Annotated in this window: 27 protein-coding genes; 19 read left to right on the forward strand and 8 right to left on the reverse strand. The window is 53.5% G+C overall.

The annotated features are described in order from the left end of the window. The first annotated feature begins 164 nt into the window (after window positions 1–164). The 3 genes from GYMC52_RS02370 to GYMC52_RS02380 all read left to right on the forward strand — a co-directional run bounded on the left by GYMC52_RS02370 (window position 165) and on the right by GYMC52_RS02380 (window position 3,336). The gene (locus GYMC52_RS02370) at window positions 165–1,031 is read left to right on the forward strand and encodes a DNA-3-methyladenine glycosylase family protein (RefSeq protein WP_013522966.1); all 867 of its coding nucleotides are present in this window, start codon (window positions 165–167) and stop codon (window positions 1,029–1,031) included. Continuing rightward, window positions 1,028–2,431 carry a 23S rRNA (uracil(1939)-C(5))-methyltransferase RlmD gene (rlmD, locus tag GYMC52_RS02375; protein ID WP_013522967.1) on the forward strand — a complete coding sequence of 468 codons (1,404 nt, stop codon included), beginning with the start codon at window positions 1,028–1,030 and terminating at the stop codon, window positions 2,429–2,431. Before GYMC52_RS02370 ends, rlmD begins: the two co-directional genes overlap by 4 nt. Window positions 2,432–2,754: 323 nt before the next feature. Further along, complete coding sequence (locus tag GYMC52_RS02380) at window positions 2,755–3,336, forward strand: MBL fold metallo-hydrolase (protein ID WP_013522969.1); 582 nt, start codon at window positions 2,755–2,757, stop codon at window positions 3,334–3,336. Window positions 3,337–3,401: 65 nt separating this feature from the next. Here GYMC52_RS02380 and GYMC52_RS02385 read toward each other — a convergent pair whose 3' ends face one another. After that, window positions 3,402–3,848 carry an SgcJ/EcaC family oxidoreductase gene (locus GYMC52_RS02385; RefSeq protein ID WP_013522970.1) on the reverse strand — a complete coding sequence of 149 codons (447 nt, stop codon included), beginning with the start codon at window positions 3,846–3,848 and terminating at the stop codon, window positions 3,402–3,404. Between the two features lie 335 nt (window positions 3,849–4,183). Between GYMC52_RS02385 and GYMC52_RS02390 the strand changes: the two genes are divergently transcribed. From GYMC52_RS02390 to GYMC52_RS02410, 5 genes are all read left to right on the forward strand, one after another. Then, window positions 4,184–4,543: a permease gene (locus GYMC52_RS02390; protein WP_013522971.1), complete on the forward strand. Its 360-nt coding sequence runs from the start codon at window positions 4,184–4,186 to the stop codon at window positions 4,541–4,543. Between the two features lie 27 nt (window positions 4,544–4,570). Beyond that, complete coding sequence (locus GYMC52_RS02395; protein WP_013146337.1) at window positions 4,571–5,194, forward strand: PspA/IM30 family protein; 624 nt, start codon at window positions 4,571–4,573, stop codon at window positions 5,192–5,194. 64 nt (window positions 5,195–5,258) lie between these two features. Then, entirely contained in the window at window positions 5,259–5,990 is a 732-nt protein-coding gene (gene liaF, locus GYMC52_RS02400; protein WP_013522972.1) for a cell wall-active antibiotics response protein LiaF, read from the forward strand. Further along, entirely contained in the window at window positions 5,987–7,021 is a 1,035-nt protein-coding gene (locus GYMC52_RS02405) for a sensor histidine kinase (protein ID WP_013146335.1), read from the forward strand. Before liaF ends, GYMC52_RS02405 begins: the two co-directional genes overlap by 4 nt. Then, window positions 7,014–7,646 carry a response regulator transcription factor gene (locus GYMC52_RS02410; RefSeq protein WP_013146334.1) on the forward strand — a complete coding sequence of 211 codons (633 nt, stop codon included), beginning with the start codon at window positions 7,014–7,016 and terminating at the stop codon, window positions 7,644–7,646. Before GYMC52_RS02405 ends, GYMC52_RS02410 begins: the two co-directional genes overlap by 8 nt. A gap of 192 nt (window positions 7,647–7,838) precedes the next feature. Here GYMC52_RS02410 and GYMC52_RS02415 read toward each other — a convergent pair whose 3' ends face one another. Further along, entirely contained in the window at window positions 7,839–8,240 is a 402-nt protein-coding gene (locus tag GYMC52_RS02415) for a hypothetical protein (RefSeq protein WP_013522973.1), read from the reverse strand. 193 nt (window positions 8,241–8,433) lie between these two features. Between GYMC52_RS02415 and GYMC52_RS02420 the strand changes: the two genes are divergently transcribed. The 10 genes from GYMC52_RS02420 (at window position 8,434) to GYMC52_RS02470 (ending at window position 19,747) form a co-directional block, all read left to right on the forward strand. Next, window positions 8,434–9,891 (forward strand): protein adenylyltransferase SelO, encoded by a 1,458-nt coding sequence (locus GYMC52_RS02420; protein WP_013146332.1) that lies wholly within the window; start codon window positions 8,434–8,436, stop codon window positions 9,889–9,891. A 319-nt stretch (window positions 9,892–10,210) separates the two neighbouring features. Next, window positions 10,211–10,495 (forward strand): hypothetical protein, encoded by a 285-nt coding sequence (locus GYMC52_RS02425; RefSeq protein WP_013522974.1) that lies wholly within the window; start codon window positions 10,211–10,213, stop codon window positions 10,493–10,495. A 112-nt stretch (window positions 10,496–10,607) separates the two neighbouring features. Next, the gene (locus GYMC52_RS02430; protein ID WP_013522975.1) at window positions 10,608–11,396 is read left to right on the forward strand and encodes a MerR family transcriptional regulator; all 789 of its coding nucleotides are present in this window, start codon (window positions 10,608–10,610) and stop codon (window positions 11,394–11,396) included. A 186-nt stretch (window positions 11,397–11,582) separates the two neighbouring features. After that, window positions 11,583–11,909 (forward strand): PAS domain-containing protein, encoded by a 327-nt coding sequence (locus GYMC52_RS02435; RefSeq protein ID WP_013522976.1) that lies wholly within the window; start codon window positions 11,583–11,585, stop codon window positions 11,907–11,909. Then, window positions 11,894–12,244, forward strand: a complete 351-nt coding sequence (locus tag GYMC52_RS02440) for an EAL domain-containing protein (protein WP_041469342.1) — start codon at window positions 11,894–11,896, stop codon at window positions 12,242–12,244. The genes GYMC52_RS02435 and GYMC52_RS02440 overlap by 16 nt, the downstream gene beginning before the upstream one ends. Before the next feature lie 86 nt (window positions 12,245–12,330). Further along, a complete protein-coding gene (locus GYMC52_RS02445) occupies window positions 12,331–14,037 on the forward strand; it encodes an ABC-ATPase domain-containing protein (RefSeq protein WP_013522977.1) in 1,707 nt (568 codons plus the stop codon). A gap of 431 nt (window positions 14,038–14,468) precedes the next feature. Then, window positions 14,469–14,837 carry a DUF2294 domain-containing protein gene (locus tag GYMC52_RS02455; RefSeq protein ID WP_011229945.1) on the forward strand — a complete coding sequence of 123 codons (369 nt, stop codon included), beginning with the start codon at window positions 14,469–14,471 and terminating at the stop codon, window positions 14,835–14,837. 333 nt (window positions 14,838–15,170) lie between these two features. Beyond that, window positions 15,171–16,673: an NADH dehydrogenase subunit 5 gene (locus GYMC52_RS02460; RefSeq protein ID WP_013522978.1), complete on the forward strand. Its 1,503-nt coding sequence runs from the start codon at window positions 15,171–15,173 to the stop codon at window positions 16,671–16,673. Further along, entirely contained in the window at window positions 16,666–19,278 is a 2,613-nt protein-coding gene (locus GYMC52_RS02465; protein WP_013522979.1) for a DUF2309 domain-containing protein, read from the forward strand. Before GYMC52_RS02460 ends, GYMC52_RS02465 begins: the two co-directional genes overlap by 8 nt. Before the next feature lie 151 nt (window positions 19,279–19,429). Continuing rightward, complete coding sequence (locus tag GYMC52_RS02470; RefSeq protein WP_011229948.1) at window positions 19,430–19,747, forward strand: DUF3870 domain-containing protein; 318 nt, start codon at window positions 19,430–19,432, stop codon at window positions 19,745–19,747. Window positions 19,748–19,831: 84 nt separating this feature from the next. On the opposite strand, the gene GYMC52_RS02475 is transcribed toward GYMC52_RS02470, so the two are convergent. Further along, window positions 19,832–21,031 carry an acyl-CoA dehydrogenase family protein gene (locus GYMC52_RS02475; RefSeq protein ID WP_013146327.1) on the reverse strand — a complete coding sequence of 400 codons (1,200 nt, stop codon included), beginning with the start codon at window positions 21,029–21,031 and terminating at the stop codon, window positions 19,832–19,834. 107 nt (window positions 21,032–21,138) lie between these two features. Continuing rightward, window positions 21,139–22,323: a CaiB/BaiF CoA transferase family protein gene (locus tag GYMC52_RS02480; protein WP_013146326.1), complete on the reverse strand. Its 1,185-nt coding sequence runs from the start codon at window positions 22,321–22,323 to the stop codon at window positions 21,139–21,141. Between the two features lie 492 nt (window positions 22,324–22,815). Between GYMC52_RS02480 and GYMC52_RS02485 the strand changes: the two genes are divergently transcribed. Beyond that, entirely contained in the window at window positions 22,816–23,646 is an 831-nt protein-coding gene (locus GYMC52_RS02485) for a glycosyltransferase family 8 protein (RefSeq protein ID WP_013522980.1), read from the forward strand. 109 nt (window positions 23,647–23,755) lie between these two features. Here the strand turns inward: GYMC52_RS02485 and GYMC52_RS02490 are convergent, their stop codons facing one another. The 4 genes from GYMC52_RS02490 to GYMC52_RS02500 form a co-directional block, all read right to left on the reverse strand. Next, a complete protein-coding gene (locus GYMC52_RS02490) occupies window positions 23,756–23,941 on the reverse strand; it encodes a YfhD family protein (RefSeq protein WP_011229952.1) in 186 nt (61 codons plus the stop codon). Between the two features lie 89 nt (window positions 23,942–24,030). After that, window positions 24,031–24,159, reverse strand: coding sequence for a YfhE family protein (locus GYMC52_RS18350; RefSeq protein WP_013146323.1), 129 nt, complete (start codon window positions 24,157–24,159; stop codon window positions 24,031–24,033). A gap of 130 nt (window positions 24,160–24,289) precedes the next feature. Continuing rightward, the gene (locus GYMC52_RS02495) at window positions 24,290–24,844 is read right to left on the reverse strand and encodes a GNAT family N-acetyltransferase (protein ID WP_011229954.1); all 555 of its coding nucleotides are present in this window, start codon (window positions 24,842–24,844) and stop codon (window positions 24,290–24,292) included. Between the two features lie 244 nt (window positions 24,845–25,088). Beyond that, complete coding sequence (locus GYMC52_RS02500) at window positions 25,089–26,006, reverse strand: TIGR01777 family oxidoreductase (RefSeq protein ID WP_013522981.1); 918 nt, start codon at window positions 26,004–26,006, stop codon at window positions 25,089–25,091. Window positions 26,007–26,020 lie beyond the last annotated feature (14 nt).

Here is a 26,020-nt window from a genome sequence, read left to right on the forward strand (position 1 = left end):
TTGAGCACAAAAGCGGTACGAAACGTTGTGTGTTGGACCATTCGAAAACCCGCCTCGTTCTGTCAACCGAACCATATGCCGCTGCCTCGTCCTGCCAACAAGTTGGTTCGACGGGGCGTTTTTCGTTATAATAGGGGCACGGACAAATGAGAAAGGTGAGAACGATGTGGAAACGAACGATCACTGTGCCGGCGCCGTATGATTTCGCCCACGCGCTTGAACGGCTTGCATTGGATCCGCTCCTGGCGGTCGATTTAGAGCGGTGGCGCATCACCGTGCCGCTTCATCTCGATGGTTTAAAGGTGCCGGTCGTGATTGAAAGCATCGGCACAAAAGACGATCCTCGCTTTGTCGTCTCGGCGCCGCATCCCAAGCGGCAGGAAGACATCATCGAGCGCGTCTCTCATTTATTTCAATGGCGGACGCCGCTCGTTCTGGTGTATGATCATTTTCGCGCGACCGAGCTGGCGCCGCTGTTTGCCGAGTATGAGGGGCTGCCGCTTGTGCTCGATTTTGACTTGTATTTTTGCCTAATGAAATGTTTGATCCACCAGCAGCTTCATCTTAAAGTCGGTTACCGGCTCACAGAGCGGTTTGTGAAAGCGTTTGGCGAGGAGCGGGACGGTGTTTGGTTTTACCCGCGCCCGGAAGAAGTGGCCGCCCGTTCGTACGATGACTTGCGCGCCTTGCAGCTGAGCGGGCGGAAAGCCGAATATATCGTCGATGTGTCGCGCCTCATTGCCGAGGGGAAGCTGCGGCTTGATGAACTCAAGCAGATGGAAGACGGCGAGGTGATGGAGAAGCTGACCGCCGTGCGCGGCATCGGTCCGTGGACCGTGCAAAATTTCCTCCTCTTCGGCCTCGGCCGTCCGAACGTCTTTCCGCCGGCGGATATCGGTTTGCAGCGGGCGGTCGAAAAATGGTTCGGTCTTCCGAAGCGGCCAACTGTCAAAGAGATGGCGGCGCTTAGCGAGCGGTGGAAGCCGTACGCCAGCTATGCGGCGCTTTATTTATGGAGAAGTATCGAATGAGAGGGACCGATATGGCAAAGCAACAAACGAACATCAAAATCAAAAAAGGCGAGCAATTTCCGGTGACGATTCAACGGATCGGCATTAACGGCGAAGGGGTCGGTTATTTCCAAAAACAAGTCGTCTTCGTCCCCGGTGCGTTGCCGGGGGAAGAAGTCATCGTTGAGGCGACGGACATCCACCCAACCTACGCCGAGGCGAAAATCAAGCGCATCCGCAAGCGCTCGCCAAACCGCATCAAGCCGCCATGCCCGCTCTATGACCAGTGCGGCGGCTGCCAGTTGCAGCACTTATCGTACGAGGCGCAGCTCGAGGCGAAGCGCGACATTGTCATCCAGGCGCTCCGCCGCCATGCCCGGCGCCTCGATGTCGACAAGCTTGACATCCGCCCGACGATCGGCATGGACAACCCGTGGCATTACCGAAACAAAAGCCAGTTTCAAGTTGGAATGAAGGAAGGGAAGGTGCTCGCCGGGCTGTACGGCATCAACTCCCACCGGCTCATCGATTTATCGGAATGCCGCGTCCAGCATCCGCAAACGACGCGCGTCACGAACATTGTGAAAACGATTTTGCAAGACTTGCGCATCCCGATTTACAACGAGCGGACAAGAACGGGCGTCGTGCGGACGATCGTCGTCCGCGTTGGCTTCCATACGGGCGACATCCAGCTTGTGCTGGTGACGGCGACAAAAGACATCCCGCGCAAACAGCTGCTCATTGACGAAATTCGCCGCCGTCTTCCAGAAGTGAAATCGATCGTGCAAAACATCAACGGCGAAAAAACGTCGCTTATTTTCGGCGACGAGACAGAAGTGCTCGCCGGCGACGAATATATTCAAGAAACGCTCGGCGATTTGTCGTTTGAACTGTCGTCGCGTGCCTTTTTCCAGCTCAACCCGTTGCAGACGGTGAAATTGTACGACGAAGTGAAAAAAGCGGCCGCCCTCACCGGAACGGAGCGGATCGTTGACGCTTACTGCGGCGTCGGCACGATCGGTTTGTGGCTTGCTCGCGATGCCAAAGAAGTGCGCGGCATGGACACGATTCCGGAAGCGATCGAAGACGCGCAAAACAACGCCAAAAAGCATGGTTTCACCAACACGCACTATGTCGTCGGCAAAGCCGAATATTGGCTGCCAAAATGGGTGAAAGGAGGCTGGAAGCCGGACGTCATCATCGTTGACCCGCCCCGCGTCGGCTGCGACCGGGCGTTGCTTGAAACGATTCTCCACGTCCGCCCGAAAACGGTCGTCTACGTCTCGTGCAACCCATCCAGCCTCGCCCGCGATCTCGATGCCTTGGCCGCACAATACCGCGTCGACTACATCCAGCCGGTGGACATGTTTCCGCACACGGCGCATGTGGAAGCGGTGGCGAAATTAACGCTGCAATTTTGACACTTCACATGGCTTCAGCCGTGTGGAGTGTCAATGGAAAATGAAATCGGGTTCTTCCACTCCTTTTTGGGAGAAAGAAGAGAGGGAGAAAAAGTGGGGGAATCATTGAAAAATCAAGGAAAAAGGATCAAAATGAGAGAAAAATGAGAGGGAGAAAGGGGGAGAAACGCTCACGTTCTTCCCTTTTTTTAAAACTCGAAACCAGTCAGAGTCAGCGAGAGGTAAAAAGGAAAATCGAAAACATCGAGAGGTTGGTGAACGAGTTTAGTTATGAACCCAAAATGTAGTTCACGAACATAAAGACCCGAAGAAGGGGGAATCTCATGGAGACTTATTGTATTTCGATAAGACACACAAATTGTTATTTGGTAAAGGTAAACGATTTTTACGTTGCCATAGATGCCGGTTGGCCAGGGTGCATCCGCCAATATAGAGAAGCTTTAAAAACTTATAACATTAAGCCAGAGATGATAAAATATCTGTTCGTGACACACTTCCATCCTGATCATGCCGGCATGGTAGAAAACATTAAGAGATTTGGAACTTCCTTTATTTTGTTTGAACATCAGGCACCTTATATTCGAGTGATGGAGAATATGCTCAGGAAGGATCGGTCCTATTTGCCATTAGATATGAATTCGAATGTTGTGCTAAGCATTGATGAAGCAGGGTTATTTTTCACAGAACATAACATTCCTGCACAGGCAATCAAAACGCCCGGACATTCTGATGATAGTATTTCGCTCGTATTTCAAGACGGTACTGCTTTTATCGGCGATTTATATTCCCCGAATTTAGTAATGGAAGACGATGATAAAAGCAAGCAAAGCTGGCATGATTTAAAGTTGAAAGGTGCAAAAGTCATATATCCGGGACACGGGAACGTTTACACCCTGGGTGTGTAAATCATGAACAGAGCACAAATGGAAAGCCATGCTCACCTTACTTAAATCAACTGCGGCACTTGTACTTAGATCAACTGCCGCAGTTCTTCGCTCATCTGCTCGACGAGTTCCGGTTTCCCATGAAACTGGGCCGGAGTGTTTTGGAAAAGCTGAATTCGCCATTCGCCATCCCGGTTTATGGCAACGATCGTGTGGTGGGTGTTGACCGCGGGATTGATATCGGATTTTCCAGGGGGAACCATGCCGGCGATCGCACGTAAAATAGCTGCCTGAGGATTCAGGATGTGAACGTTCTTCACTTTGCTAATAAACCGTGCGGTCGGGTGGTCTTTGAAAATCGAATCCAAGTGAGAGAAAATGTCCTCCGATCCCAACGCTAGACTTCCGTCAAAGCCGATCATCTCTCCGTCCGTTGCGAACAGTTGCGCCATATCACGAGCGTTTCGGTTGTTCCATCCGTCCAACAGTCGTTGGTACAGAGCCTTAACCTCGTTGACAACTTGAGATTCCATCAACGCTCCTCCTTGTCAAGCAATACGAACCTAGTGTTTGCGGTTCTTCATGTGAAATGAAAGAGACGCCCTGAATACAATGGGAGGAATCTCCATTGTGAGGGCAATTCCATTTTAGAATAGATTAAGAAAATGGTCAAAAAATTCCCTAAAACAATTCAAATTGGCAAGGCTTTCTGATATGGAAGCTATGACAACCTTGTGGTGCAAGAGGAGCCGATGCATGCTCTCTCGGTGAAAAAAATACGCCTCCAGTCGTAGACAAAATATATCTATGGAACATGATGAGAAACGGATTGTCCGCGGTATGATGGAAAACGAAAGGAGGCGAAAGGATGGCAAAAAAGATCGGGCTGTTCGTTGCCGGCGCGGTGGCGTTGCTTGTGCTGCTGTTTCATCTTGGGCCGCTTGTCGGGTTGGCAATCACGCTGGTGGTGCTGTACTATGCGTTCAAGAAATGTTTGAAAGCCCCGTCGACATTCGGGAAAGTGGTGTGGGCGCTCATTGGCTGTGCGGCGTTGGTGGCCAGCGCTTCGAATGTGCCAGCGCTCATCGCGCTTGTCGCGGCGTATGTGCTGTATGTCGTGTATAAAAAATGGAACGGGGTGAAAGACGAGCGCGTCGTTCCAGAAGCAGACGACCCGTTTGTCAACTTTGAAAAACAATGGGCGGAGCTGCAAAAGCATTATTCATGAAATCAATGGAAAAGGAGCGAATCGATGATGAGTGTGTTCTCACGCTTGAAAACGATCATTGAAGCCGATCTCCATGAATGGCTTGACGAAAAAGAAAAGAAAAACCCGATCGCGCTTCTCAATCACTATTTGCGCCAATGTGAACAGGAAGTCGAGCGGGTGCGGCAGCTGCTCGAGCGCCAATATGTGCTGAAAGAGCAATTTGCCCGCGAACATCGCGAAGCCGAACAGATGGCGGAAAAACGAAGCAAGCAGGCGGAGGTGGCGGCGCAAGCCGGGGAAATGGAGCTGGCCGAATTTGCGCGGCGTGAACAAGCGCAATATGCGGAACGCGCGGCCCGCTTAAAACAGCTGCTCGAGCAAACGAGCCGCGAGCTGTTTGAGTTAGAAGCGAAATATGAAGAAATGAAGCATAAGCTGAAAGATATGCAAATGCGGCGCATGGAGCTGATGGGGCGGGAGAATGCGGCTCGGGCGCACTACCGCATCCATCGGGTGGTCAACGGGGACACCGGCCCGGCGTTGGCGGCGTTTGCTGATGCGGAAGTCTACCTTGACCGCCTTGAGCAGCAAGTTCGCTCCGATTATTACCGGAGCACGATCGATGCGCGCATCGCTCAGCTGGAAAAGCAGTTGCAGGAAGGAAAATAACCGGATATGCTAAAGGCGTACATGGTTACGCCTTTTTCATTTTGGACAACAGGGGGCTCCCCACATGCTTGATCAACGGAAGAAAACTGACTATGTCAGTTGGGTTGTTTTGGTGACACTGCTCCTTTTTGCAATCGAAATTTCGTTTTTTCGCCCGGGCGTGCTGTTTTCGTTAAGTATATCGGTCTGTTTGATTTATGTTGGAAGGAAAAAATGGCATCGGCGGAAAGGAAAATGGCTGTTTTGGCTTGGCTGCATCATGTTGGCCATTCATGTGTTAACGATGATGGCCGCTCGTTTTGTCATGGTCGCGCTGTTGGGTTATGTCCTTTGGCAATTGTTTCAGTCGAAGCGGCATCCGACGGTGATCCGCCCGACTATGGCTGAGAACTCGTATGGGGGAGAGGAAATCGTGCGCCGTCAACCGCTGTTTCAAAATGTATGGGTTGGCCGGCAAGCGACCCCAGAACGGGCGTATGAGTGGAATGATGTCAATATCCAAACGGGGATCGGGGATACGGTCATTGATGTCAGCTATACTGTGCTTCCGAAAGGGGAAGCGGTCATTATCGTGAGAGGGTTGATCGGCAACATTCGAATTCTCGTTCCGTACGAAATTGAAACACGGCTCGTTCATTCCGCCATTTTCGGTGTTGCCTCGCTGTTTGGCAAGGAACAGGAAAAAATGTTCAACGAGACGCTCATTTATCAAACTTCTTCGTATGATCAAGCGGAGCAAAAGCTAAAAATCGTCACCTCGATGATCATTGGCAATGTCGAGGTGACACGCGTATGAGCCGACCGATGCTCGCTTCTGTTTTGCTTGCGCTTGCGCTTGCTGTGGCGTTGCTCATTTCCTTTCTCTATTTCCTTCCGCCTGGAATGTGGTCGTCTTTGTGGGATCAAACTGTGATGGGGTTGCCGTTTTTGTTGTTTGTGTTCGCTGTAAGCCTGTGTATGGGGATTGCTGTTGGACTTATGCTTGATTCCTTCTTTCGCAAGCAATGGCAAGCGGTTGTGCAGGCGCTTCGGCACATTGAACAAGGAGAGATGGGGGAGTTGCATCGGGAAGAGCCGCCGCCGGAACTGCAAGAGCTTTGGCGGCAAATCGTGAAGCTGCAAACGCAATGGCTCGAGCAAACGAAACGCGTTCAAAAATTGGCGGCGGAAAAGGCCGAACAGGAAGAACGACTCGTTGAACGCATTCTTTCCGAAGAACGCACGCGGCTGGCGCGGGAACTGCATGATTCCGTAAGCCAACAATTGTTCGCCGCTTCGATGATGATGTCAGCCGTCATGGAAACGATGCCGCCCGATGATGAACGCCATCGGAAGCAACTGAAAATGGTCGAACAAATGATTCACCAGTCGCAATTGGAAATGCGGGCGCTGCTTCTGCACTTGCGGCCGGTGCATCTGAAAGGAAAATCGCTCCAAGAAGGGATGAACGAACTGCTTACTGAACTGGCGGGTAAAGTGCCGCTCGAGATGAAATGGAAAATCGAAGACATTTCGCTGGATAAAGGAGTCGAGGACCATCTGTTCCGCATTTTGCAAGAGTCGCTTTCCAACACGCTGCGCCATGCGAAAGCGAAGTCGTTGGAAGTATTGCTCATCGAACGGGACGGGTTTGCCATTTTGCGTGTCACCGACGATGGCGTTGGCTTTGATGTGGAACGTTCGAAAAGCGGCTCGTACGGGTTGCAGCACATGTATGAGCGGGCGGCGGAAATCGGTGGGATGTTGAAAATTGTCAGCTTAAAAGGTCAAGGAACGAGGTTGGAAGTGAAAGTGCCGCTTTTGCACAGGGGGGATGACCGTGATTAAGGTGCTGCTGGTCGATGATCATGAAATGGTGCGGCTTGGCGTGTCGGCGTATTTATCCGCCCAACCAGATATGGAGGTGATTGGCGAGGCGGAAGATGGTAAAAAAGGGGTGGAGCTCGCCCTCCAGTTGCGTCCGGATGTCATTTTAATGGACCTCGTGATGGAACCTATGGACGGCATTGCGGCGACGCGCGAAATCATCGGCGCGTGGCCGGAGGCGAAAATCATTGTCGTGACGAGTTTTTTGGATGATGAAAACGTGTTTGCCGCGCTTGAAGCAGGGGCGACGAGCTATTTATTGAAAACATCGAAAGCGAGCGAAATTGCCGACGCCATTCGCGCCACGTTCCACGGGCAATCGGTGTTCGAACCGGAAGTGGCCGGAAAAGTGATGCGAAACTATCGGAAACAAGAAGAGCGCCTGCCGCATGAGCAGCTCACGAGCCGGGAGATGGAAGTGCTTTTGTTGATGGCGCAAGGGAAAACGAATCAAGAAATGGCCGATGAATTGTTCATTTCACTTAAAACGGTGAAAGTGCATGTAAGCAACATCCTCGCCAAACTCGGCGTCCAAGACCGGACGCAAGCGGTTATTTATGCGTTTCGGCATGGATTGGTGAAATGAAGAGCGTATGAGTGGCACAAGCGCTATGCATTGAGAGTATGCTATGTCGAACGCGATTCATTTTTTGATAGGGAGTAGGTGTTCTGTGAACACCAAAACCGCTCCGTTTCATCAAGATGAACATGGAAGATGAAACGGAAGCGGTTTTTGACGTGCGGTGGACAGGGAAAATGGCTGGCTAACTGAGAGGGGTTACGCTTGCTTGGTCAGTTGGCGAAGTTTTCGGTCGTGGTGGAGCACTTTTGTTGTCAACACTTCGACCGAGGCTTGAGTATCTGTTAATTCTTCTTCAAGGTGGTCGATTCGTTCGTTCAGTTGTCTGTTCATCTGTTGCATTTCCTCACGAAGGGAGTCGATTTTGGCCTCAAGCCGAGTCTCAACAGCACGGATTTCTGCTCGGAGCTGTTGTCCCATTTCCTGCATCTCACTGCGGAGTCGTTGCTCCATTGTTTGCATTTCATGGTGAAGTCGCTGTTCCATCGTTTGCATTTCATGATGCAGTCGTTGCTCCATTTCCTGCATTTTCGAGCTAATTTTGTCAGAATGCTGTTCGAGCGCTTGAAGCACCGCTTGAATGATTGTTTTCTCTTCCACTTTTTCTCACCTCCTCACAGGTATTATACAAAGAAACAGGGCGAGAAAGAAAGAGAAAATATGGTGGTTTTCGTCGAACGTTGACGGTTCGGTTTTTGGTTTAGGATCGCGCGTTTTCGGTTTATCATGCCGCCCGCTTTGCCGTACAATAAACTCATATAAAAAGGCTGTTTTGGCCGCAAAGGAGATGACGATGTTGGACGCAGGATGGAAGTTCGACAACAGTTATGCAAGGCTGCCGGAGCGCTTTTTCAGCAAAGTCCTCCCCACGCCGGTGCGCGCGCCGAAGCTGGCGGTGCTCAATCGTTCGTTGGCAGTCAAGCTTGGGTTGAATGAGGAAGCGTTGCGAAGTGAAGATGGGGTGGTCGTGTTAGCTGGGAACAAAATTCCAGACGGAGCTGAGCCGCTGGCGCAGGCGTATGCGGGGCATCAGTTCGGTTATTTTACGATGCTTGGCGACGGACGGGCGGTGCTGCTTGGCGAGCACGTCACCCCAAGCGGCGAGCGGGTGGACATCCAGCTGAAAGGCTCGGGCCGGACGCCGTATTCGCGCGGCGGCGATGGGCGGGCGGCGCTTGGGCCGATGCTGAGGGAGTACATTGTGAGCGAGGCGATGCACGCGCTTGGCATCCCGACAACGCGAAGTCTTGCGGTCGTCACCACGGGAGAGACGATTATGCGCGAAACGGAATTGCCTGGGGCGGTGTTGACCCGTGTCGCCTCGAGCCATCTGCGCGTCGGGACGTTTCAATACGCGGCGCAATGGGGGACGATAGAGGAGTTGCGCGATCTGGCCGATTATGCGCTCTGGCGCCATTTTCCTGGCTTTGAGGAAGCTGAGAACCGCTATTTGTTTTTGCTTGAACAAGTGATCGAACGCCAAGCGGAACTGATCGCGAAATGGCAGCTTGTCGGCTTTGTCCACGGGGTGATGAACACGGACAATATGACGATCAGCGGGGAAACGATCGACTATGGGCCGTGCGCGTTTATGGACACATACAGCCTGGAGACGGTGTTCAGTTCGATTGATACGGAAGGGCGGTATGCGTACGGAAACCAGCCGTACATCGGGGGCTGGAATTTGGCAAGGTTTGCGGAAAGCTTGTTGCCGTTGCTTGATGAGAATGAAGAAAAAGCGATCGCGCTTGCCCAAGGGGCGCTTGATGAGTATCCGAAGCAATACCACGACCATTGGCTTAGCGGGATGCGGGCGAAGCTCGGCCTTGCCGAGGAGCAGGAAGGGGATCAGAAGCTGATTGCGGATTTATTGCGGCTGATGGAGGCGCACCGCGCTGATTATACGAACACGTTCCGGGCGTTGACGTTAGGCGAATATACGGGGATGGCGCTGTTTGATTCCGCTGAGTTCCGAGAGTGGCATGAGCGCTGGCAGACAAGGCTCAGCCAAGAATCGGTGTCAAGAGAGGAAGCGTATGAACAGATGCGCCGCCATAATCCGGCTGTGATTCCACGCAACCACCGGGTTGAAGAGGCGTTGGCCGCCGCGGTCAACTGCGGCGACTACAGCGTGATGGAGCGTTTCTTGGAAGCGCTGGCCGACCCGTACGCCTACTCGCGGGAGCAAGAGAAATACGCGGAACTGCCCCCGCCGTCCGCCCGCCCGTACCGGACGTTTTGCGGGACATGATGATGGCGTTTTCGTTTAGCGGCAAAGGAGAAACGAATCACCTTTTGCATCGTCTATATAGATGCAACGAAAAAGTTTAACATATCCTTGATGGAAAAGTCGCTTGTCCATTTTTCGACTGTCGAAGGCAAGCCACAGGCTTGCCTCCGTCACGCCTTGGCGTGACGGAAGACCCGAACAACCACCCGCTTCACAGACCCATACATGGGTCTGAAAGCGGCGTTGTTCGGTCGCCCGACAGTCGATCAAATGCTCGGTAAAAGCTACAAATGTTAAAGCTTCAAATTGCATCTATATAATTTGGATAGAGGTGGTGTGAGTGAAGCGAAGTGTTCTTCTCTTTGCCGTGGTGGGGATGTTGTTTGTATGTGATGCCGTCTTTCCTTCGCAATTGGCTGAGATGGACAAAACAAAAGAACCATATGCGTCGTTTCGCCAGCGTATCATCATCCGCGATTCGGTTGATCAGCCGCTTTCGCCTCATGTGAAACAAGCAGGGGCGATGGAAACAACTAGCGAACCACAGCTGTTGCCTAACGTCGATTTGAACCATTCGATTGTGATAACGAAGATGCCGCATATAGAGAAAACGAGGAAAAATTGATGAAAGGCATCGCTTTTAACAAATGAAACAGCGATTGTTCAATGAGGGGCTGGGCGTGAGCCCTTTTTTCTTTTTTCCTCTTTACTTTTACGTTGCGTCAAGGTGTATCGTCATGAATAGGGAGGTGAGGGAAGTGGAGTACACGGTGCATGAGCTGGCGAAACTGGCGGGGATCACGAGTCGGACGCTTCGATATTATGATGAGATTGGCTTGCTGAAGCCGGCGCGATGGAGCGAAGCCGGTTATCGGCTGTACGGGCCGTATGAAGTCGATCGTTTGCAGCAAATCCTCTTTTACCGTGAACTTGGAGTAGATTTGGAAACGATCAAACAGATCGTTCATTCTCCGTCATTTGATGAACTCGAGGCGCTCAGACAGCACCGGGAACAGCTGTTGGAAAAAAGGCGTCATCTTGATGCGTTGATTGCGAGTGTCGAAAAAACCATTGCCGCGAAAGAAGGAGGAATGATGATGAGCGACAAGGAGAAATTCGCCGCGTTTAAGGAGCGGCTGATTGAAGAAAATGAACAAAAATATGGGGAGGAAATCCGTCAAAAATATGGAGCGGAACAAGTGAATCGCTCAAACGAAACACTGCGGAACATAACGAAGGAACAGTTTGATGAGGCAGAGCGACTCAGCAAGGACGTGCTTGAAGCATTGAAAGAAGCGATGTTGTCCGGAGACCCCGCCGGAGAGGAGGCGCAACGCGCGGCCGATTTGCACCGGCAGTGGCTTGGTTTCTGGTGGGACCACTATTCCAAAGAGGCGCACGCCGGGCTGGCGCGCATGTATGTTGAGGACGAACGGTTCAAAGCGTACTATGATCGCGTGCAACCGGGAGCGGCGGAATTTCTCAAAGAAGCGATTTTGATTTATACTGGGATGAAAAAAGGCTAAATGAATCGCAGTCTGTCTTGTCTGAAGGCAGGCTGCGTTTTTTGTATGTTCGGTTTTATGGCAACCAACGATTAGAATGGAGCTGGATCAAAAGCTGATATACAATGTGTTAATGCCATTGCAATTGCTATCCTTTATCATTAAAATGGGGCATAAAGAGAGTGACAGCAAGGCGAGGTGGATGTCGTGTCTTTTGATTCTGAGGGGAATTGGAAGGATTTACAATATCAATTGCAATATACAAGAAACGAACTGAAGTTGATTCAAAGAGCGCTGGATGAATCGACGATTGTCGCAATCACGGACAGAACCGGAAAAATTACTTATGTGAATGAGGCGTTCTGTCGCATCTCTCAATATAGCCGTGAGGAGCTGATTGGAAACACTCATCGCATTGTCAATTCAGGATACCATAGCCAAGAATTTTTTAAACATATGTGGAAAACCATCGGGAAAGGGAAGGTATGGAGGGGAGAAATCAAAAATAAAGCGAAATCGTGTACGAAAACATAAGCCAGTTAAAAGAGGCGGGCGTTAAACTGGCGATTGATGATTTTGGCGTAGGGTATAGTTCGTTAGGATACATAAAAAAGTTAAAAGTGGATCGTTTAAAAATCGATCGTTCGTTTATCAAAAACTTACCGCAATCGGCTGATGACCAAGCCATTGTGGCTGCTGTGATCACGATGGCTCGTCAATTGGCGATTGATATCATTGCGGAAGGAATTGAGAATGAAACGCAAATTCAACTATTGAAAGAAATGGGATGTAAAGGAGGGCAAGGGTATTTTTGGAGTCCGCCTATATCGGAAACGGAGATTGAATCATTGTTGCAGGGCGCTGAGTGAATCGTTCAAAACAGCCATATAAGTTGTTTCGCCATGCACCGGTATAGCGGAAAAACGAATGAAAGATGGGGAAAGGAGTTGACTGGATGGAAACGCTCAGACAACGGTTGCGATCCATAGACCAAAAAAGCTATAAGGCGTATAAAGCGATCGAAGGCACGCATCAGTTCCCAACCTTTACGCTCGTAATTGACCATGTACAAGGCGATCCGTTTGCCGAACCGTCCAAGGTGCGGGTGATCGTGCCGCGGGCGAAAACGGCGCTGGCAGCGGAGTGGACCGATACGAAACCGCGCCGCATTCGCTGTGAGGATTTGCTTTTGCGCCGCGTCCACCGCGAATTGCGGCAATGGCCGCTGCGGGCGCGCGGGTCGGGAAAAAGTGGACTCGTCTTGATTGATGCGCCGGGGCAAAAAGTGCTTGAGCGGACGGCGGTGCAAGTGGCTGACGAGACGATTACGGTTTGTTTATCGGTCGGTTTGCCGGCGAATGGACGGCGCATTTTGGCGAAAGAAGCCGAGGCCATCTTTTTCGAGCAAATTCCATCCGTCATTGAGCGAGCGGTGTACGGCCTTCGGGAAGAAGACATCCGCCCGGCGGTGGAGCTGGCCGATCAGCAGCACGCCATTCGCCGTTATTTGCGCGAGCATGGTTTGGTGGCGTTTGTCAAAAACGGCGCGATTTTGCCGCGGGAGAGCGGAGTGAGCGACAAGCCGCTGCAACATGGAGCGGTGCCGTTTCAAAGCCCGCCGGAGCTGGAGATTGCGATCCCCGTTCCGCATCGCGCTGAACCGATCAAAGGCATGGGCATCCGCAAAGGGATTACGCTTATTGTCGGCGGCGGGTATCACGGCAAATCGACGCTGCTTCAGGCGTTAGAGCACGGCGTGTATGACCATATCGCCGGCGACGGGCGAGAGTTTGTCATCACCGACAGCGGGGCGGTGAAAATTCGCGCCGAAGACGGCCGGAGCGTCGCCAGTGTTGACATTTCGCCGCTCATTGGCACGCTGCCGTACGGCAAAGAGACAACGCAGTTTTCGACGGAAAACGCGAGCGGCAGCACCTCACAGGCCGCGAGCATGATCGAAATGATTGAAGCCGGGGCATCGGCGTTTTTGATTGACGAAGATACAAGCGCGACGAATTTGCTCATCCGCGATGGACGCATGCAGGCGCTCGTGGCGAAAGAAGCCGAACCAATCACGCCGTATATCGACAAGGCGCGTCAACTATTTCGCGATTACGGCATTTCGACGGTTCTTGTCGTCGGCGGGTTGGGGGATTACTTGGATATCGCTGATTGCGTGATCAAAATGGAGCAGTACGTCCCGTTTGATGTGACGGGGGAGGCGAAGCGGATCGCTGCAGAGATGCCGTCGGGACGGAAAGCGGAAGGCGGAGAGTCGTTCGGCCGCATTCGCGAGCGCATTCCCCTGCCCGAAAGTTTGAACAGCCAAAAAGGAAAAAAAGCAAAAGCCGTCGCGCGCGGACGGCACGTTATTCAGTACGGGCAAACCGATCTATTGCTTTATGCGCTTGAGCAGCTGGTCGATGACAGCCAGACTCGGGCGATTGCCGCGGCGTTGCTGTATATGGAACGAAAAGGATGGCTCGACGGGAAGAAAACCATCCGCCAACTACTCGATGCGATCGAAGAACAATGGGACCGTCAAGGGCTAGGCTCCGTTTCGTTCCGAAAAGGGAATCCGGGTGAACTTGCTCGCCCGCGCCGCTTCGAGCTGGCGGCGGCGCTGAACCGGCTGCGGTCGCTCCGGTGTATAAAGCAGTAGCCAGCTTGGAAAGGAGAAAGCCGGTTTGCTTGTTCTTGGCGACGTTTCCGTGCAGGTTGGATGACGGGGTTATTGGGGAGGAGGAATGGCTTGGTTTTTGTTTTTCCCAGTTGCAACAAAAAATAGGGTCGCAGGATGTGCGGCAAGGGCGTTTGTTTTCCCTGCTGGCCAAGGGAACAACGGACGCTCTTGTTTCAACAGGGGCGGCCGTGTGCCGGTATCGACCCAGGCGCGACCGGTGCGGGGCCGCTGCACTTGTTCCAATAGACGATGCCTCATGCCTCTGGCAAAACGCGAATGAATCCGCTTTCTATCGGCGCCTTGCCCATTTTCCTCTAGCGCTATCCATCAATTGCGGCTATAATAATGTTTATCAGTGCAACGTGGCGGATGGCGGTGGGAAGCCGCGGGTTGGTTAGGGGGATCAAGGCATGAACAAGTCAAAAGGTTGGATGGAATCGGAAATCAGCAAAGCGTTGACGAAATGGGAAAAAGATTTTCTCGGCCGCGGCTCGGTGTCAGTGAAAACCGATATTTTGCGCGATATGATTATCGTTTCCCTGCACGGCATCTTGACACCTGCTGAGTACGCTCTTTGTGAATCGAAGGAAGGAATGCTGGCGGTGAAACGGTCGCGGACGAGTTTGGTGGAATCGGGCGTCGATGATTTGAAGAAGATGATTTTGGAAATCACGGGTGAAAAAGTAAAAAGCTTTCATACCGATTTAAGCACCCGAACGGGTGAGCGGATTATTGTCTTTAAGCTGTTCAACGATTTGGAGAAACAGTTGACAAAATAAATTTTTCCATGACAAATCAACGAAGTTATTGTATAATTGAAACAACTTTTGTATAGTAAGTATAGAATAAAATAGTGGACGATGCTGTCGGGAGCCCTTCAAAAAACCTACGTGGGCTTAGGTTCGTTGAAGGGAAACCGACCGTCGCCTGCCGCGCGACAACGAACGGGAGATCTTCAAACAATCGAGCGATGATTGGTTGAAGGTAAACCGGCTATGGGCAATCGATAGGCAATGGAACGGCCTTTTTCGGCCGTTTTGCCTGATTGACATAGCCGGTTTTTTCTTTTTTCTCTCGAACGATGTGCAAGCAGATGAGGGGAGGAGATGGCAATGGGGAACGAATGGTTCGCATGGGGATGGCTGGCGGCGATTGCGGTCGTTTTCCTAAGCGCGATCGTGTGGCTGTCTCCGCGCGTGTCGGAACGATATGTGCATGTGCACGTTTGGCTGTTGCTGTTGCCGGGGGCGGCGGCGCTATTCGGATGGATCGGCGCCGGCGCGGTCGACATCGGCCCGTGGCGGTTTGATGCGACGAGCTGGCTGTCCGCCGTTTATATTTCGCTTCTCAGCTGGGCGATTCAACGGTTTGCGGTTCGCTATTTGCACGGCGACCGCCGCTATCGGCTGTATTTCTCGCTCTTGACATGGACGTCATTTGCCGCTTCGCTCACGTGGGCGGCCGGCGACTTGCGGTTGATCGCAGTGTGCTGGGGGCTGCCGCTCGTGGGGCTTGTGGCGTTGACCGCGTTGAAAAAAGAATGGGAGCCGGCTCAGTTCGTTGCCCGGCAGATGGGCATGCTGTTTTTGGCAAGTTGGATCGCTGTGGCCCTCACCGTTGTTTGGCTTGGGGTGAGAGTCGGTGAATGGACGCTCGTCTCGGCGTTGTCGGCGGAACGTTTAGCTCGTCTCGCTCTATGGGAAAGGGCAGTGATGAGCGGATTGCTCATGTTGGTTGCCGTCATTCCAGCTGGGCAATGGCCGTTTCATCGCTGGCTGATGGAATCAGTCGTGACGCCGACGCCGGTGTCAGCGGTGATGCATGCAGGGCTGGTGAACGCGGGGGGATTGCTGCTTTGGCGCTTTTCTCCGCTTTTTCACGAAACATGGGCGCATGTGGCGCTCTTTCTGATCGCTTTTGCCTCGATTTTGATTGGCACGGGCATCAGCTTAGTTCACGTCGACTATAAGCGCCAGCTTGTCGGTTCGACGATGGCGCAAATGGGCGTCATGCTTGTGCAATGCGCCCTGGGCGCTTACGGGGCCGCAGTAGTGCATTTAGTGCTGCACGGGTTGTTTAAAGCGACGCTCTTTTTGCAGTCCGGGTCCGTCGTGCCGCGAGTCGGTCGGGCAGGATTGCGAAAAACAGGCAGTTCGTGGCCGGGCGGCATCATCCTCGGCGTGCTGCTTGGGTGGGCCTTTTGGCAGGCGGCTCCGCACGAACCGGCCCGGCTGTTGAGCGCGCTTTTGCTTGCGGCCTCGGCAACGGTTGCCTGGGGACGGCTTACGGATTTTCGCGAAGGCCGTTGGCTGGGCTTTGCGGTTGTCGTTGCTTTGGCGTTGGTGTCCGAAACGGTGCGCCATCAATTTATGGCGCTGCTTCATAACGGGATGCCGTCCGCGTTTCTGCCGCCCGCTTCGTTCGAATGGCTTGTCTGCGCTCTGTTTGTTGCCGCGGCGCTGGTTGCTGTATGGATCGCGAACCGGCGCAGCTCCATACTTGCCATTCGCCTGTACATGTGGTTTGTTCATCTTGGTGAACCCCGTCCGGCGGCGACCGAAGCACACCCGCGTTATTTGGCATCCTATCTAAAGGAGGGGATGGCTCATGAGTAGAACCGTTGTATCAATCGAACGGTCGTCGGCAACAAAAAAAGGAGGCGCCCGCCCGCTCGCCGTCATGGTCAGCGAAGCGGCGAAGGTAATCGCTCCGCTTTGGCCGATTTCGGCGTTTATCGCCCGCCATCCGTGGATGGGGATGGAAGACAAGTCGTTTGTCGACGCGGCTGACCGGCTGCAAGAAGCTTACGGCATCGACTTGTATCCGCCAATGGCCGTTTTTCATGCGGCGCTATCCAAAGGGGAGATTGACGTTTCCTTCATCGAGCGGCGTCTGCAACGATGGTTGGATGACGAGCCGCTTCCTGCGCCGCGCCATGAAGCGGAACGGCTATGCCGCGCCCTCCTTTGGAACGATGCGGTGCCCGAAGAAGCGCTTCAGATGCCGAAACTGATCGAGTTGGCCGCCGCTATGCCGCTGCGCTCTGTTTCCATCCGCACGCGGTCTGTGCGCCTTGGTTTGGAAAAGCGGTTGAATCAACAAATGATCAAATGGTGCAAGCTGTTTTACGATCGGGGAGAGGCGGCGTGGGCGCTGCCGCACCGTGAACACGGCTTTTACGGGTCTTGGCGTCGCTTGGCGCCTCTTGATCCGTCCTTGTCCAAGGAGGAGCGGAAACGGCTTTTCGATTGGCCTCACCATCCAGAGGAGGCGCTGCAACGGGCGCTTGAGCAGCTCGGGGTGCAGGATGAGGAAGCAGTGGCCTATTTAGAAGCGCATTTATTAGCTCTGCCCGGCTGGGCGGGGATGATGGTCTGGCAATCGCGCCGTGCAGGTGACGAAATCGGCGGGCTGATCAACTACTTGGCCGTTCGTTTGTCGCTGGAGTGGGTGTTCACAGCGCCCCATCTGCCGCTGAAGGAGGAAGAAAACGAAGACGATCGTGCGGTTGGGCCGCTGTTGGCCGCCTGGATCCACTGGGGCGGCATGACGCTGGACGACTGGCGGCGCCTGTCGCTCGAAGACCGCCAAGCTCGTCTGGTGTTCGCCGATCGGTTCTGGCGGATTGGCCGCCGCCATCTTTGGCTTGAGGCGTGGGAAGATACGTATGAAGCGAAGTTGAAAGAAGCGGTTCTCACCCGTCAACCTGAGGAGCCAAAAGAGCAGGCGGCAGCGCAGCTATTGTTTTGCATTGATGTGCGCTCCGAGCCGTTCCGCCGTCATGTAGAGGCGGTCGGCCCGTTTGAAACGTACGGCTGCGCTGGCTTTTTCGGCTTGCCGATCCAAACGCGCGTGCTTGACGGAGATGACGCCCATCCATCTTGCCCGGCGATTGTGGCGCCGCGGCATGAAATCAACGAAACCGCTTCTCCCGAAACGGCGGCGCCGTACCGCCGGCGGCGCGATCTGTTCCGCTTTGTCGGCCGGACGTTTAAAAAAATCAAGCAGCATCTGCTGGCTGGTTTGCTGCTTCCGGAAATGAGCGGCCCGTGGCTTGGTTTGCATACGATCGCCCGCAGCGCAGCGCCGGCTTGGGCTGGGCAAGTCATTCATCAGGCGGAAATGTCGGCGCAACAAAAACCGAAGACGACGCTGTCGCTTGATTGCCAAGGGCATGACGAAACGACTGGGCTGCCGATCGGGTTGACAAAAGAAGAGCAAGTGCAATACGTAAAACAACTCCTCGTCAACATTGGCTTGACGTCCTCATTTGCCCCGCTTGTCGTCGTCTGCGGCCATGAGAGCGAGACGACAAATAACCCGTATGCGTCCGCGCTCGATTGCGGGGCGTGCGGCGGCGCGGCTGGGGCGTTCAACGCCCGCGTATTCGCCGTGTTGGCCAACTTGCCGCACGTGCGGGATGGATTGGCGAAAGAGGGAATCATCATCCCGGATGAAACCGTGTTCGTCGCCGCTGAACATATCACGACCGTTGACGAGTTGCGTTGGGTGGAAGTGCCGCCGTTATCCGAAGCGGCTGAGGCGGCGTTTCGACAGCTGAAACAAGCGCTTGCCGGCGTCAGCCGCCAAGCCAATGCTGAGCGGATGGCGAAGCTGCCGCATGTCGGCGCCATGCCGCGCGATCCGGTTGCCGAAGCCCGACGCCGCGCCGTCGACTGGAGTGAAATTCGTCCGGAGTGGGGATTGGCGGGGAACGCCGCTTTCCTGATTGGGCGGCGGGCGTTGACAAAGGGCGTTCATTTAGACGGCCGGGTGTTTTTGCACAGCTACGATTGGCGCGAAGATCCGACCGGTGAGGCGCTGGCCGGCATCATCGCTGGGCCGGCTACGGTTGGGCAGTGGATCAACTTGCAATATTATGCTTCGACAGTGGCACCGCATCATTACGGAAGCGGCGACAAAACGACCCAGACGGTGACCGGCGGCATCGGCGTCATGCAAGGGAACGGAAGCGACTTGCTAGCCGGCTTGCCGTGGCAGTCCGTCGCCGCATCTGACCGTGAGTGGTTCCACTCTCCGCTTCGGTTGCTCGTCATCATTGAAGCGCCGTTTTCCTATATCGAGCGGTTGCTCGATGAAAACAGCGAATTTCGGCGCAAAGTCCAAAACGGCTGGCTCCGTCTCGCCTCGATTGACCCAGACAGCGGGGCGTGGGTGAACTGGGAGGCAGGCCGTCTTGCGTCGGTACAGCAGCGCTAAAAAGCAACGATATGCCGCTTGCCGGGTTTGTCTGGCCGGCGGCTTTTTTTCGTTGACTGCCAAACGAGGCAGGGAAAATGGATGCACGCCGCGAAATAAGATAGCAGCTGGTATAACAGCAACAGGAAAGTCGAGGAAAGAGGGAAAGCGGATGAAAACGCAGTTTATCGCCGGTCATGCGCGGCTGCCGGCCGGAATGGCGGCGAAAAGCCTTTACGATACGCTGACGATCACAGCGGAAATTGATAAAAAATACGGGGTGATCGTGGAGGCATCATGCACATTGGCTACTGAACATGGGCGCGATTACGTGGCCCGCCTGCTTCGCGGCCATTCGCTGCGCGATGGCATCGACGGTCTGCTCGCCGAGCTTGACGAAGGGTATTTAGGGAAAGCCCATTCTGCTCTGTGCGCGGCGCTAAAAGATTTGTACAAACAATATTGCAAAATGGAGGAGAAAGAGCCATAAGCCGCTGCCCCTCATCGGTTGATGGGGGGCAGCGGCGTTTTGGTGCGGGTCAGCGGTTTGGCCGCCCATGATTTCGTTGGTGATTCAGTTTTCAGCCGGCCGCCATGCCGGCAGCGTTTTGCGCAACGGTTTGTCTTGGCGGTAACCGAGCACATATTCGGCCTGCATGATCGTATGAATTTCCCGTGTTCCTTCGTAAATGACCGGCGCTTTCGAGTTGCGCAAGTAGCGCTCGACCGGGTATTCGTTCGAATAGCCGTAGGCGCCATGGATTTGCACGGCATCGTCGGCCGCCTGGTTCGCGTAGTCGCAGGCGATCCATTTGGCGAGCGATGTTTCTCTCGTGCAACGCCGGCCTTCGTTTTTGAGAAAGCCGACTTTGTAAACGAGCAGGCGGCTGATTTGCAAACCAGCTTCCATGCGGGCGATCATTTGCTGGACGAGCTGATGGCGGCCGATTTCTTTGCCGAATGTTTTTCGTTCGTGGCAGTATTTAACGCTCGCCTCAAGACATGCCATAATGAGGCCGACCGCGCCGGCGGCGACGGTGAAGCGGCCGTTGTCAAGCGCTGACATGGCGATTTTGAATCCTTCGCCTTCTTCCCCGAGCAAGTTTTCTTTCGGGACGCGGACGTTGTCAAAAAACAGCTCGCCCGTATTGCCAGAGCGGATGCCAAGTTTCCCTTTAATCGGGCGCGACGAAAAGCCGGGCATCGTCCGTTCGACGATAAAGGCGGAAATGCCGCGGTGCTTTTTCGATTTGTCCGTATAAGCGAATACGAGAAAATGGTCGGCGATGTCAGCGAGGGAAATCCATGTTTTTTGTCCGTTTAAAATGTAGTCATCTCCGTCGCGGACGGCTGTCGTCTGGATGGAAGCGACGTCTGAGCCGGCATTCGGTTCGGTCAGGCCGAATGCGCCGATTTTTTCCCCGCGCGCTTGTGGGACGAGATATTTTTGCTTTTGTTCTTCAGTTCCCCACTGAAGGAGCGTCAAACTGTTCAGCCCGGTGTGAACCGATACGGCGGTGCGAAACGCCGTATCGCCGCGTTCGAGCTCTTCGCAGACGATGGCAAGCGAGTTGTAATCCATGCCCATGCCGCCATATGTTTCGGGAATGCAGACGCCCATTAAATTGAGCTCAGCGAGCCGCTTGAAAATGTTGCGGTCAAATTCGCCACGCTCATCCCATTCTTTGATATAAGGCATAATTTCTTTATCGACGAATTTGCGCACCGTTTGCCGCAGCATTTCTTGTTCGGGTGTAAAGTCGAAGTTCATCATCGTTTCCATCCCCCTATGCAACTGTTTGTTTTTCATGGTTTTCGTGTCAACGTTCGTTTCCCTTGTTTCAGCGGGCGCTGAAGCGGTTGAGGAGAACAACGGTTTATTCATTGGTTTTTGTCGTGCGGACCGTTTTCAGCGGCCGGTTTGCCTTGCCATCCAGCTTCGACCTCGCCGTTATGCTCGCCGGCCAGCGGGGGCGGCAGCCGATAAGACACCGCCGTGTCAGACAGTTTCAGTGGGCTGGCGACAAGCGTTAACGGACCGACGATTGGATGGTGCACCGTGACTGTCATCTCGCGCGCCGCCGTTTGCGGATGGCGGAACAGTTCATCGAGCGTCTGCACCGGTCCGCATGGAATGCCTTTCTCGGCGAGAAGGCGCTGCCACTCGGCCCGCGTCCGCCGCTTGATTTCCTCGTTCAGCCGCCGGTTCAGCTCTTCGCGATGGGCGACTCGGCCGGGATTGGTTTGAAAGCGCGGATCGGTTCCAAGCGAGTGATCGGACAACAACGAGCAAAGCGCTTGAAATTGTCGGTCATTGCCGACGGCGATGACGATCGGACCGTCGCTTGCCATGTACGTTGAGTATGGCACGATGTTCGGGTGTTCATTGCCGAGCGGCTTCGGGACGTCGCCGGATAACAAATAATTGGCGGCGACATTGACAAGCGCACTCACGGCGCAGTCAAACAGTGCGAGATCAATTTTTTGCCCGCGCCCCGTTTTCTCGCGGGCCAAAAGCGCCGCTTCGATCGCGATGGCGGCATACAGGCCGGTGAACACATCCGTGACGGCGACGCCGACTTTGAGCGGGCCGGTGTCCGCAGTGCCGTTAATGCTCATCCAGCCGCTCATTGCCTGAATGATATAGTCGTAGCCGGCTAATGGAGCGAGCGGTCCTGTCTCGCCAAACCCGGTGATGGAGCAGTAGATGAGACGTGGGTTGAGGCGCGACAACGATTCATAGCCAAGTTCCCACTGTTCCATCGTTCCGGTCTTAAAATTGTGAATGAGGACATCAGCTGTTTCGGCGAGGCGGCGAATCGTCTCTTGTCCTTCTGCCGATTTTAAATTGACGGTGATGCTTCGTTTGTTTCGATTGACGGCGGTATAGTAAGCGCTCATGCCGTTTTGGAACGGCGGCCCCCAAAACCGGGTGTCATCCGACCCCCCGGGCGCTTCGACTTTGATGACATCAGCGCCTAAATCGCCTAAAATCATCGTCGCATACGGACCAGCCAACACGCGCGACAAGTCGAGCACGCGCACGCCATCGAGCGCTCCTGGCATCGATTTCCCTCCTTTCTGTTTACATGCAAAAAGCCGGTTCCTATACAGCGTGCAAGATAGGAACCGGCTTGAACGGACTGAGAAGGCATTCCGGCGCGGAGATGCCGTCAGGCCGTACAGTTCTTTTTGTGGTCGATGCATAAAAGCTGCCAACGCTGCCTGTCAGGCAACGGGGCTATCGGACAGATGGCAGGGGCCGTCCGGTCTGCACAAGCGGCCAAGCTGGCAGGAGACGGCTTATACGTTTATTATAGTGATTTGTTTGATAATTGTAAATAGTCGAACAAGAAATTCGCCAGCGAAAGCCGGCTGGCGAGGGGAGTAAGGCACATTGCCGCGTTGCTGGCATAGGCCCTTTTCAATGTAAAGGAATGACAAGAAATCGTCGCCCGGTCGGACAATTTGGCATGAAAAGGGCGCAACATTCACCTAAATTTCTATATAATTGTAGAGAAAGGGGAATCGATGATGCAAAAAAGGAAGTGATGGTGCATGTTTCAAGTGTTAGTCACGACAGACGCCAATTATCTTCCGCCGCTGAGAGTCTTGATGCATTCGCTGTTTTGCAACAACCGGCGCCCGTTTACGTTTTACTTGCTTTACTCGCGCATTGCCGAGGAAGAGATTCAGGCGCTTGGCGAGTTTGTTCGCCGGCAGGGGCATGAGCTGGTGCCGATTTACGTTGATCCGCAACTGTTTCATGATGCGCCTGTTTTCCGCCACTATACGGTGGAGATGTATTACCGTCTGGCGGCGCATTTGTTTTTGCCGCCAGACGTCGACCGTGTCTTGTACCTTGATCCGGATATTGTGGCGATCAACCCGATGGATGAGCTGTATGACATGGATTTTGAAGGGAACTTGTTCATTGCGGCTGAGCATACCCATTCGACGAAGGTGGCAAACTTGTTCAACAAGTTGCGGTTAAAAACGCCGAACGCGAAAGGGTATTTCAACACGGGTGTGATGATGATGAACATTGCGATGATGCGCGAACACGTTCGGCTTGCGGACATTTACCAGTTCATTCGCGACAACCGGTTCAAGCTTGTTCTTCCTGACCAAGACGTCTTAAACGGGTTGTACTGGGACAAAATTAAACCGGTCGACTGCTACCGCTACAACTACGACGCGCGCTATTATGACTTTTTGCAGCTTTTGCCCAACCCGAAACACGATTTAGCTTGGATTGAGGAAAACACCGTTTTTATCCATTATTGCGGCAAGGAAAAACCGTGGAAAGACAATTACAAAGGGGAGTTGGGGCGGTTTTACAAACGGTACAGCCAAGTGTTGGAGCTCGAGGGCGAGGCGACGGTGTAGCGCGGCTTGAGAGACGTGTTTAACAAAGAAAGTCTCTCACTCCAAGCAAAGCGAAGTGGAAGCGGTTCACAGGAAAAAGGCGCCCCATCAAAGCGGGCGCCATGTTCGGTTACTGTTTGCGCTCTTGCCGGCGGATGCCGGCTGCCGCAGCGCGTGCCTGTGCTTCAAGGTCTTCATGGTCGGCAAATTCTGCCGAGTATTCCACATCGATGCCGTCAGATTTCAGCTGTTTCGGCACTTGCGGCAAAGTCGCCTTGTTTTTGTCGCGCGTCCGTTGTCCGCGAGAACGGCCCATCATCCATGCCCCCTATCCAAAAGTGTGAATCGTACGATTCAATCATTAGGATGGCATGGACGGCGCCAGCGTATAAATAGCAATCGTTTCTAATGGCGCGCTTTTTTGGCCGTATAGCCGCCCGCTTGGTCCGCCATTTTAAAATCGCGGGCATAGCTTACTTCTTGGGCGCTTGTCAGCGTATGCTTCGCTTTTTCGCGTTTTCGTTTTTCCGCCATCGCTTGTTCCCTCGCTTTGCATCAATATTCCTTTAGTTCCATTTTGCGCAAAATCAGCCGTTTTTATGCGTAAAAAAGAGGATGTCCGTTTGGACAGCCTCTTTTTGCATCAGATGCGCTCTCCCGCGGCTTATGCCTCTTTGCGCTGTTCTTCATTGTGGGCAAAGGAAGGATGGCGCATTGTATAGAGCGTGTAGTTGTCTTTTGTAATTTCGTACAAATTGTATACATCCGCGCCGATTTGCTCGAGCAACGCCCGCCGCGTTTCATTGGCCGGCGTGACGTACGGCAGTTTTTCCGCCGCTTTGATCGAGCGGACGTTGACTTTGCGAATGCGCAAAAACACGGTTTCGATCGACAGCTCATAAAACAGCTCATGGAAAAACGCTTCTTTGGCGCGCCGATTGTAACCGAGCCCGTGATACGGCTTGCCGAGCCACGTGCCTAAAAAGCCGGCGCCATCTTGGATATCAAAGAGGCTGATTGTGCCGATCGGGTTTCCCCATTCGTCTAAAATCGTGCGCGAAATCAATTCGCCACGTTCTTCCGCCTCCATGAGCTGTTTTGTCATGAATAAAAACTCTTCGTACGAGCTGGCTTTTTGGCGCACGAAAGGGAAGACGTCCGGATGCACCATCAGCTCGTACAGCGCATGGCAGTCTTGCAGCTCGCGTTTTTTCAACATGGCCAATCCCTCCTTTGGATGCCGAGGGCAGCCTCCCAGCGGGAACCCACCCTCGAAATTTTTTTATTAAAACTTCATTAAAAAAATTTCGGGGTGGGAATCGAACCCACTAGGACCAGCGCGAGCGCTGGTGACGCACCATTTGCCTTCCCCTTGTTCCTGTCCGTATGCGATTATGACGACAACTAGCCTAAGGTCTCCTTTATCATACACGATCGGAGGCAAAAAGGGAATTGTTTTTTTGTTAATTTTTTTTGGATATTTTTTGTCGGTCATGGGGCAAAAGCAAATCGGTGAGACAGCCTTCCAACGTTGGAAACGAAAAGCGGAAGCCGGCTTGCAATAGCTTCTTTGGGATGACGCGTTGCCCTTCGGTGACAAGCATGCTCATTTCGCCAAGGAGAAGGCGAAGCGCCCAAGCGGGAATCGGAAGCCAATACGGGCGGTGAAGAAGTCGGGCGACGGTCAGTCCAAATTCTTCCATTTGTACTGGATGGGGCGCGGTGAAATTGATGGGGCCGGACAATTCCTCGTGTTCGATGATGTACGAGACCGCGCGCACGACGTCTTCAAGATGAATCCACGATAGCCATTGCCGTCCGCTGCCGATTGGGCCGCCGACAAACAGCCGGTACGGCTTGATCATCATCGGCAAGGCGCCGCCATGTCGGGCAAACACGACGCCAAAGCGAGCGTAGACGGTGCGGATGCCAAGCTGCTCAATCGGACGGGCCGATGCTTCCCATGCTTGGACGGTCTGGGCTAGAAAGTCGCCGCCGTAATCGGTCGTTTGCTCGGTAAATGTTGCGGAGTCCGAAGTGCCGTAAATGCCGATGGCGCTGGCGTTGATAAACAACGACGGGGGGCGGGACAGTGAATCGATGTAGCGGCCCATCGCTTCGGTGGATCGAAGGCGGCTGTCAAGGATGATCTCTTTTTGCTTCGCCGTCCAACGTTTTCGATTGAGCGGCTCCCCGGCTAAATTAATGGCGACATCGACAGCTTCAGGCTTTCGGTGGTTGTCGAAGGAAAGGTAATGAATGTTGCCTTCAGAAGGTTTGGGAGAGCGGGTGAAAATGTAGATCTCATGTCCTTGTTTGGAAAAATGGCGGGCGAGCGCCTGGCCGATCAGCCCAGTGCCGCCGTTGATGGCGATGCGCATCTTGATTCCCCTTC

Origin of the sequence: Geobacillus sp. Y412MC52 (assembly GCF_000174795.2) — a bacterium.
In the GTDB taxonomy this organism is placed as follows: domain Bacteria; phylum Bacillota; class Bacilli; order Bacillales; family Anoxybacillaceae; genus Geobacillus; species Geobacillus thermoleovorans.

Excerpts from the sequence above, each read along its gene's own strand:
- GYMC52_RS02370 (WP_013522966.1), top strand. The coding sequence starts at position 165 with ATGTGGAAACGAACGATCACTGTGCCGGCGCCGTATGATTTCGCCCAC.
- rlmD (WP_013522967.1), top strand. The coding sequence starts at position 1,028 with ATGAGAGGGACCGATATGGCAAAGCAACAAACGAACATCAAAATCAAA.
- GYMC52_RS02380 (WP_013522969.1), top strand. The coding sequence starts at position 2,755 with ATGGAGACTTATTGTATTTCGATAAGACACACAAATTGTTATTTGGTA.
- GYMC52_RS02385 (WP_013522970.1), bottom strand. The coding sequence starts at position 3,848 with ATGGAATCTCAAGTTGTCAACGAGGTTAAGGCTCTGTACCAACGACTG.
- GYMC52_RS02390 (WP_013522971.1), top strand. The coding sequence starts at position 4,184 with ATGGCAAAAAAGATCGGGCTGTTCGTTGCCGGCGCGGTGGCGTTGCTT.
- GYMC52_RS02395 (WP_013146337.1), top strand. The coding sequence starts at position 4,571 with ATGAGTGTGTTCTCACGCTTGAAAACGATCATTGAAGCCGATCTCCAT.
- liaF (WP_013522972.1), top strand. The coding sequence starts at position 5,259 with ATGCTTGATCAACGGAAGAAAACTGACTATGTCAGTTGGGTTGTTTTG.
- GYMC52_RS02405 (WP_013146335.1), top strand. The coding sequence starts at position 5,987 with ATGAGCCGACCGATGCTCGCTTCTGTTTTGCTTGCGCTTGCGCTTGCT.
- GYMC52_RS02420 (WP_013146332.1), top strand. The coding sequence starts at position 8,434 with ATGTTGGACGCAGGATGGAAGTTCGACAACAGTTATGCAAGGCTGCCG.
- GYMC52_RS02430 (WP_013522975.1), top strand. The coding sequence starts at position 10,608 with ATGAATAGGGAGGTGAGGGAAGTGGAGTACACGGTGCATGAGCTGGCG.
- GYMC52_RS02445 (WP_013522977.1), top strand. The coding sequence starts at position 12,331 with ATGGAAACGCTCAGACAACGGTTGCGATCCATAGACCAAAAAAGCTAT.
- GYMC52_RS02455 (WP_011229945.1), top strand. The coding sequence starts at position 14,469 with ATGAACAAGTCAAAAGGTTGGATGGAATCGGAAATCAGCAAAGCGTTG.
- GYMC52_RS02460 (WP_013522978.1), top strand. The coding sequence starts at position 15,171 with ATGGGGAACGAATGGTTCGCATGGGGATGGCTGGCGGCGATTGCGGTC.
- GYMC52_RS02465 (WP_013522979.1), top strand. The coding sequence starts at position 16,666 with ATGAGTAGAACCGTTGTATCAATCGAACGGTCGTCGGCAACAAAAAAA.
- GYMC52_RS02470 (WP_011229948.1), top strand. The coding sequence starts at position 19,430 with ATGAAAACGCAGTTTATCGCCGGTCATGCGCGGCTGCCGGCCGGAATG.
- GYMC52_RS02475 (WP_013146327.1), bottom strand. The coding sequence starts at position 21,031 with ATGATGAACTTCGACTTTACACCCGAACAAGAAATGCTGCGGCAAACG.
- GYMC52_RS02480 (WP_013146326.1), bottom strand. The coding sequence starts at position 22,323 with ATGCCAGGAGCGCTCGATGGCGTGCGCGTGCTCGACTTGTCGCGCGTG.
- GYMC52_RS02485 (WP_013522980.1), top strand. The coding sequence starts at position 22,816 with ATGTTTCAAGTGTTAGTCACGACAGACGCCAATTATCTTCCGCCGCTG.
- GYMC52_RS02490 (WP_011229952.1), bottom strand. The coding sequence starts at position 23,941 with ATGGGCCGTTCTCGCGGACAACGGACGCGCGACAAAAACAAGGCGACT.
- GYMC52_RS18350 (WP_013146323.1), bottom strand. The coding sequence starts at position 24,159 with ATGGCGGAAAAACGAAAACGCGAAAAAGCGAAGCATACGCTGACAAGC.
- GYMC52_RS02495 (WP_011229954.1), bottom strand. The coding sequence starts at position 24,844 with ATGTTGAAAAAACGCGAGCTGCAAGACTGCCATGCGCTGTACGAGCTG.
- GYMC52_RS02500 (WP_013522981.1), bottom strand. The coding sequence starts at position 26,006 with ATGCGCATCGCCATCAACGGCGGCACTGGGCTGATCGGCCAGGCGCTC.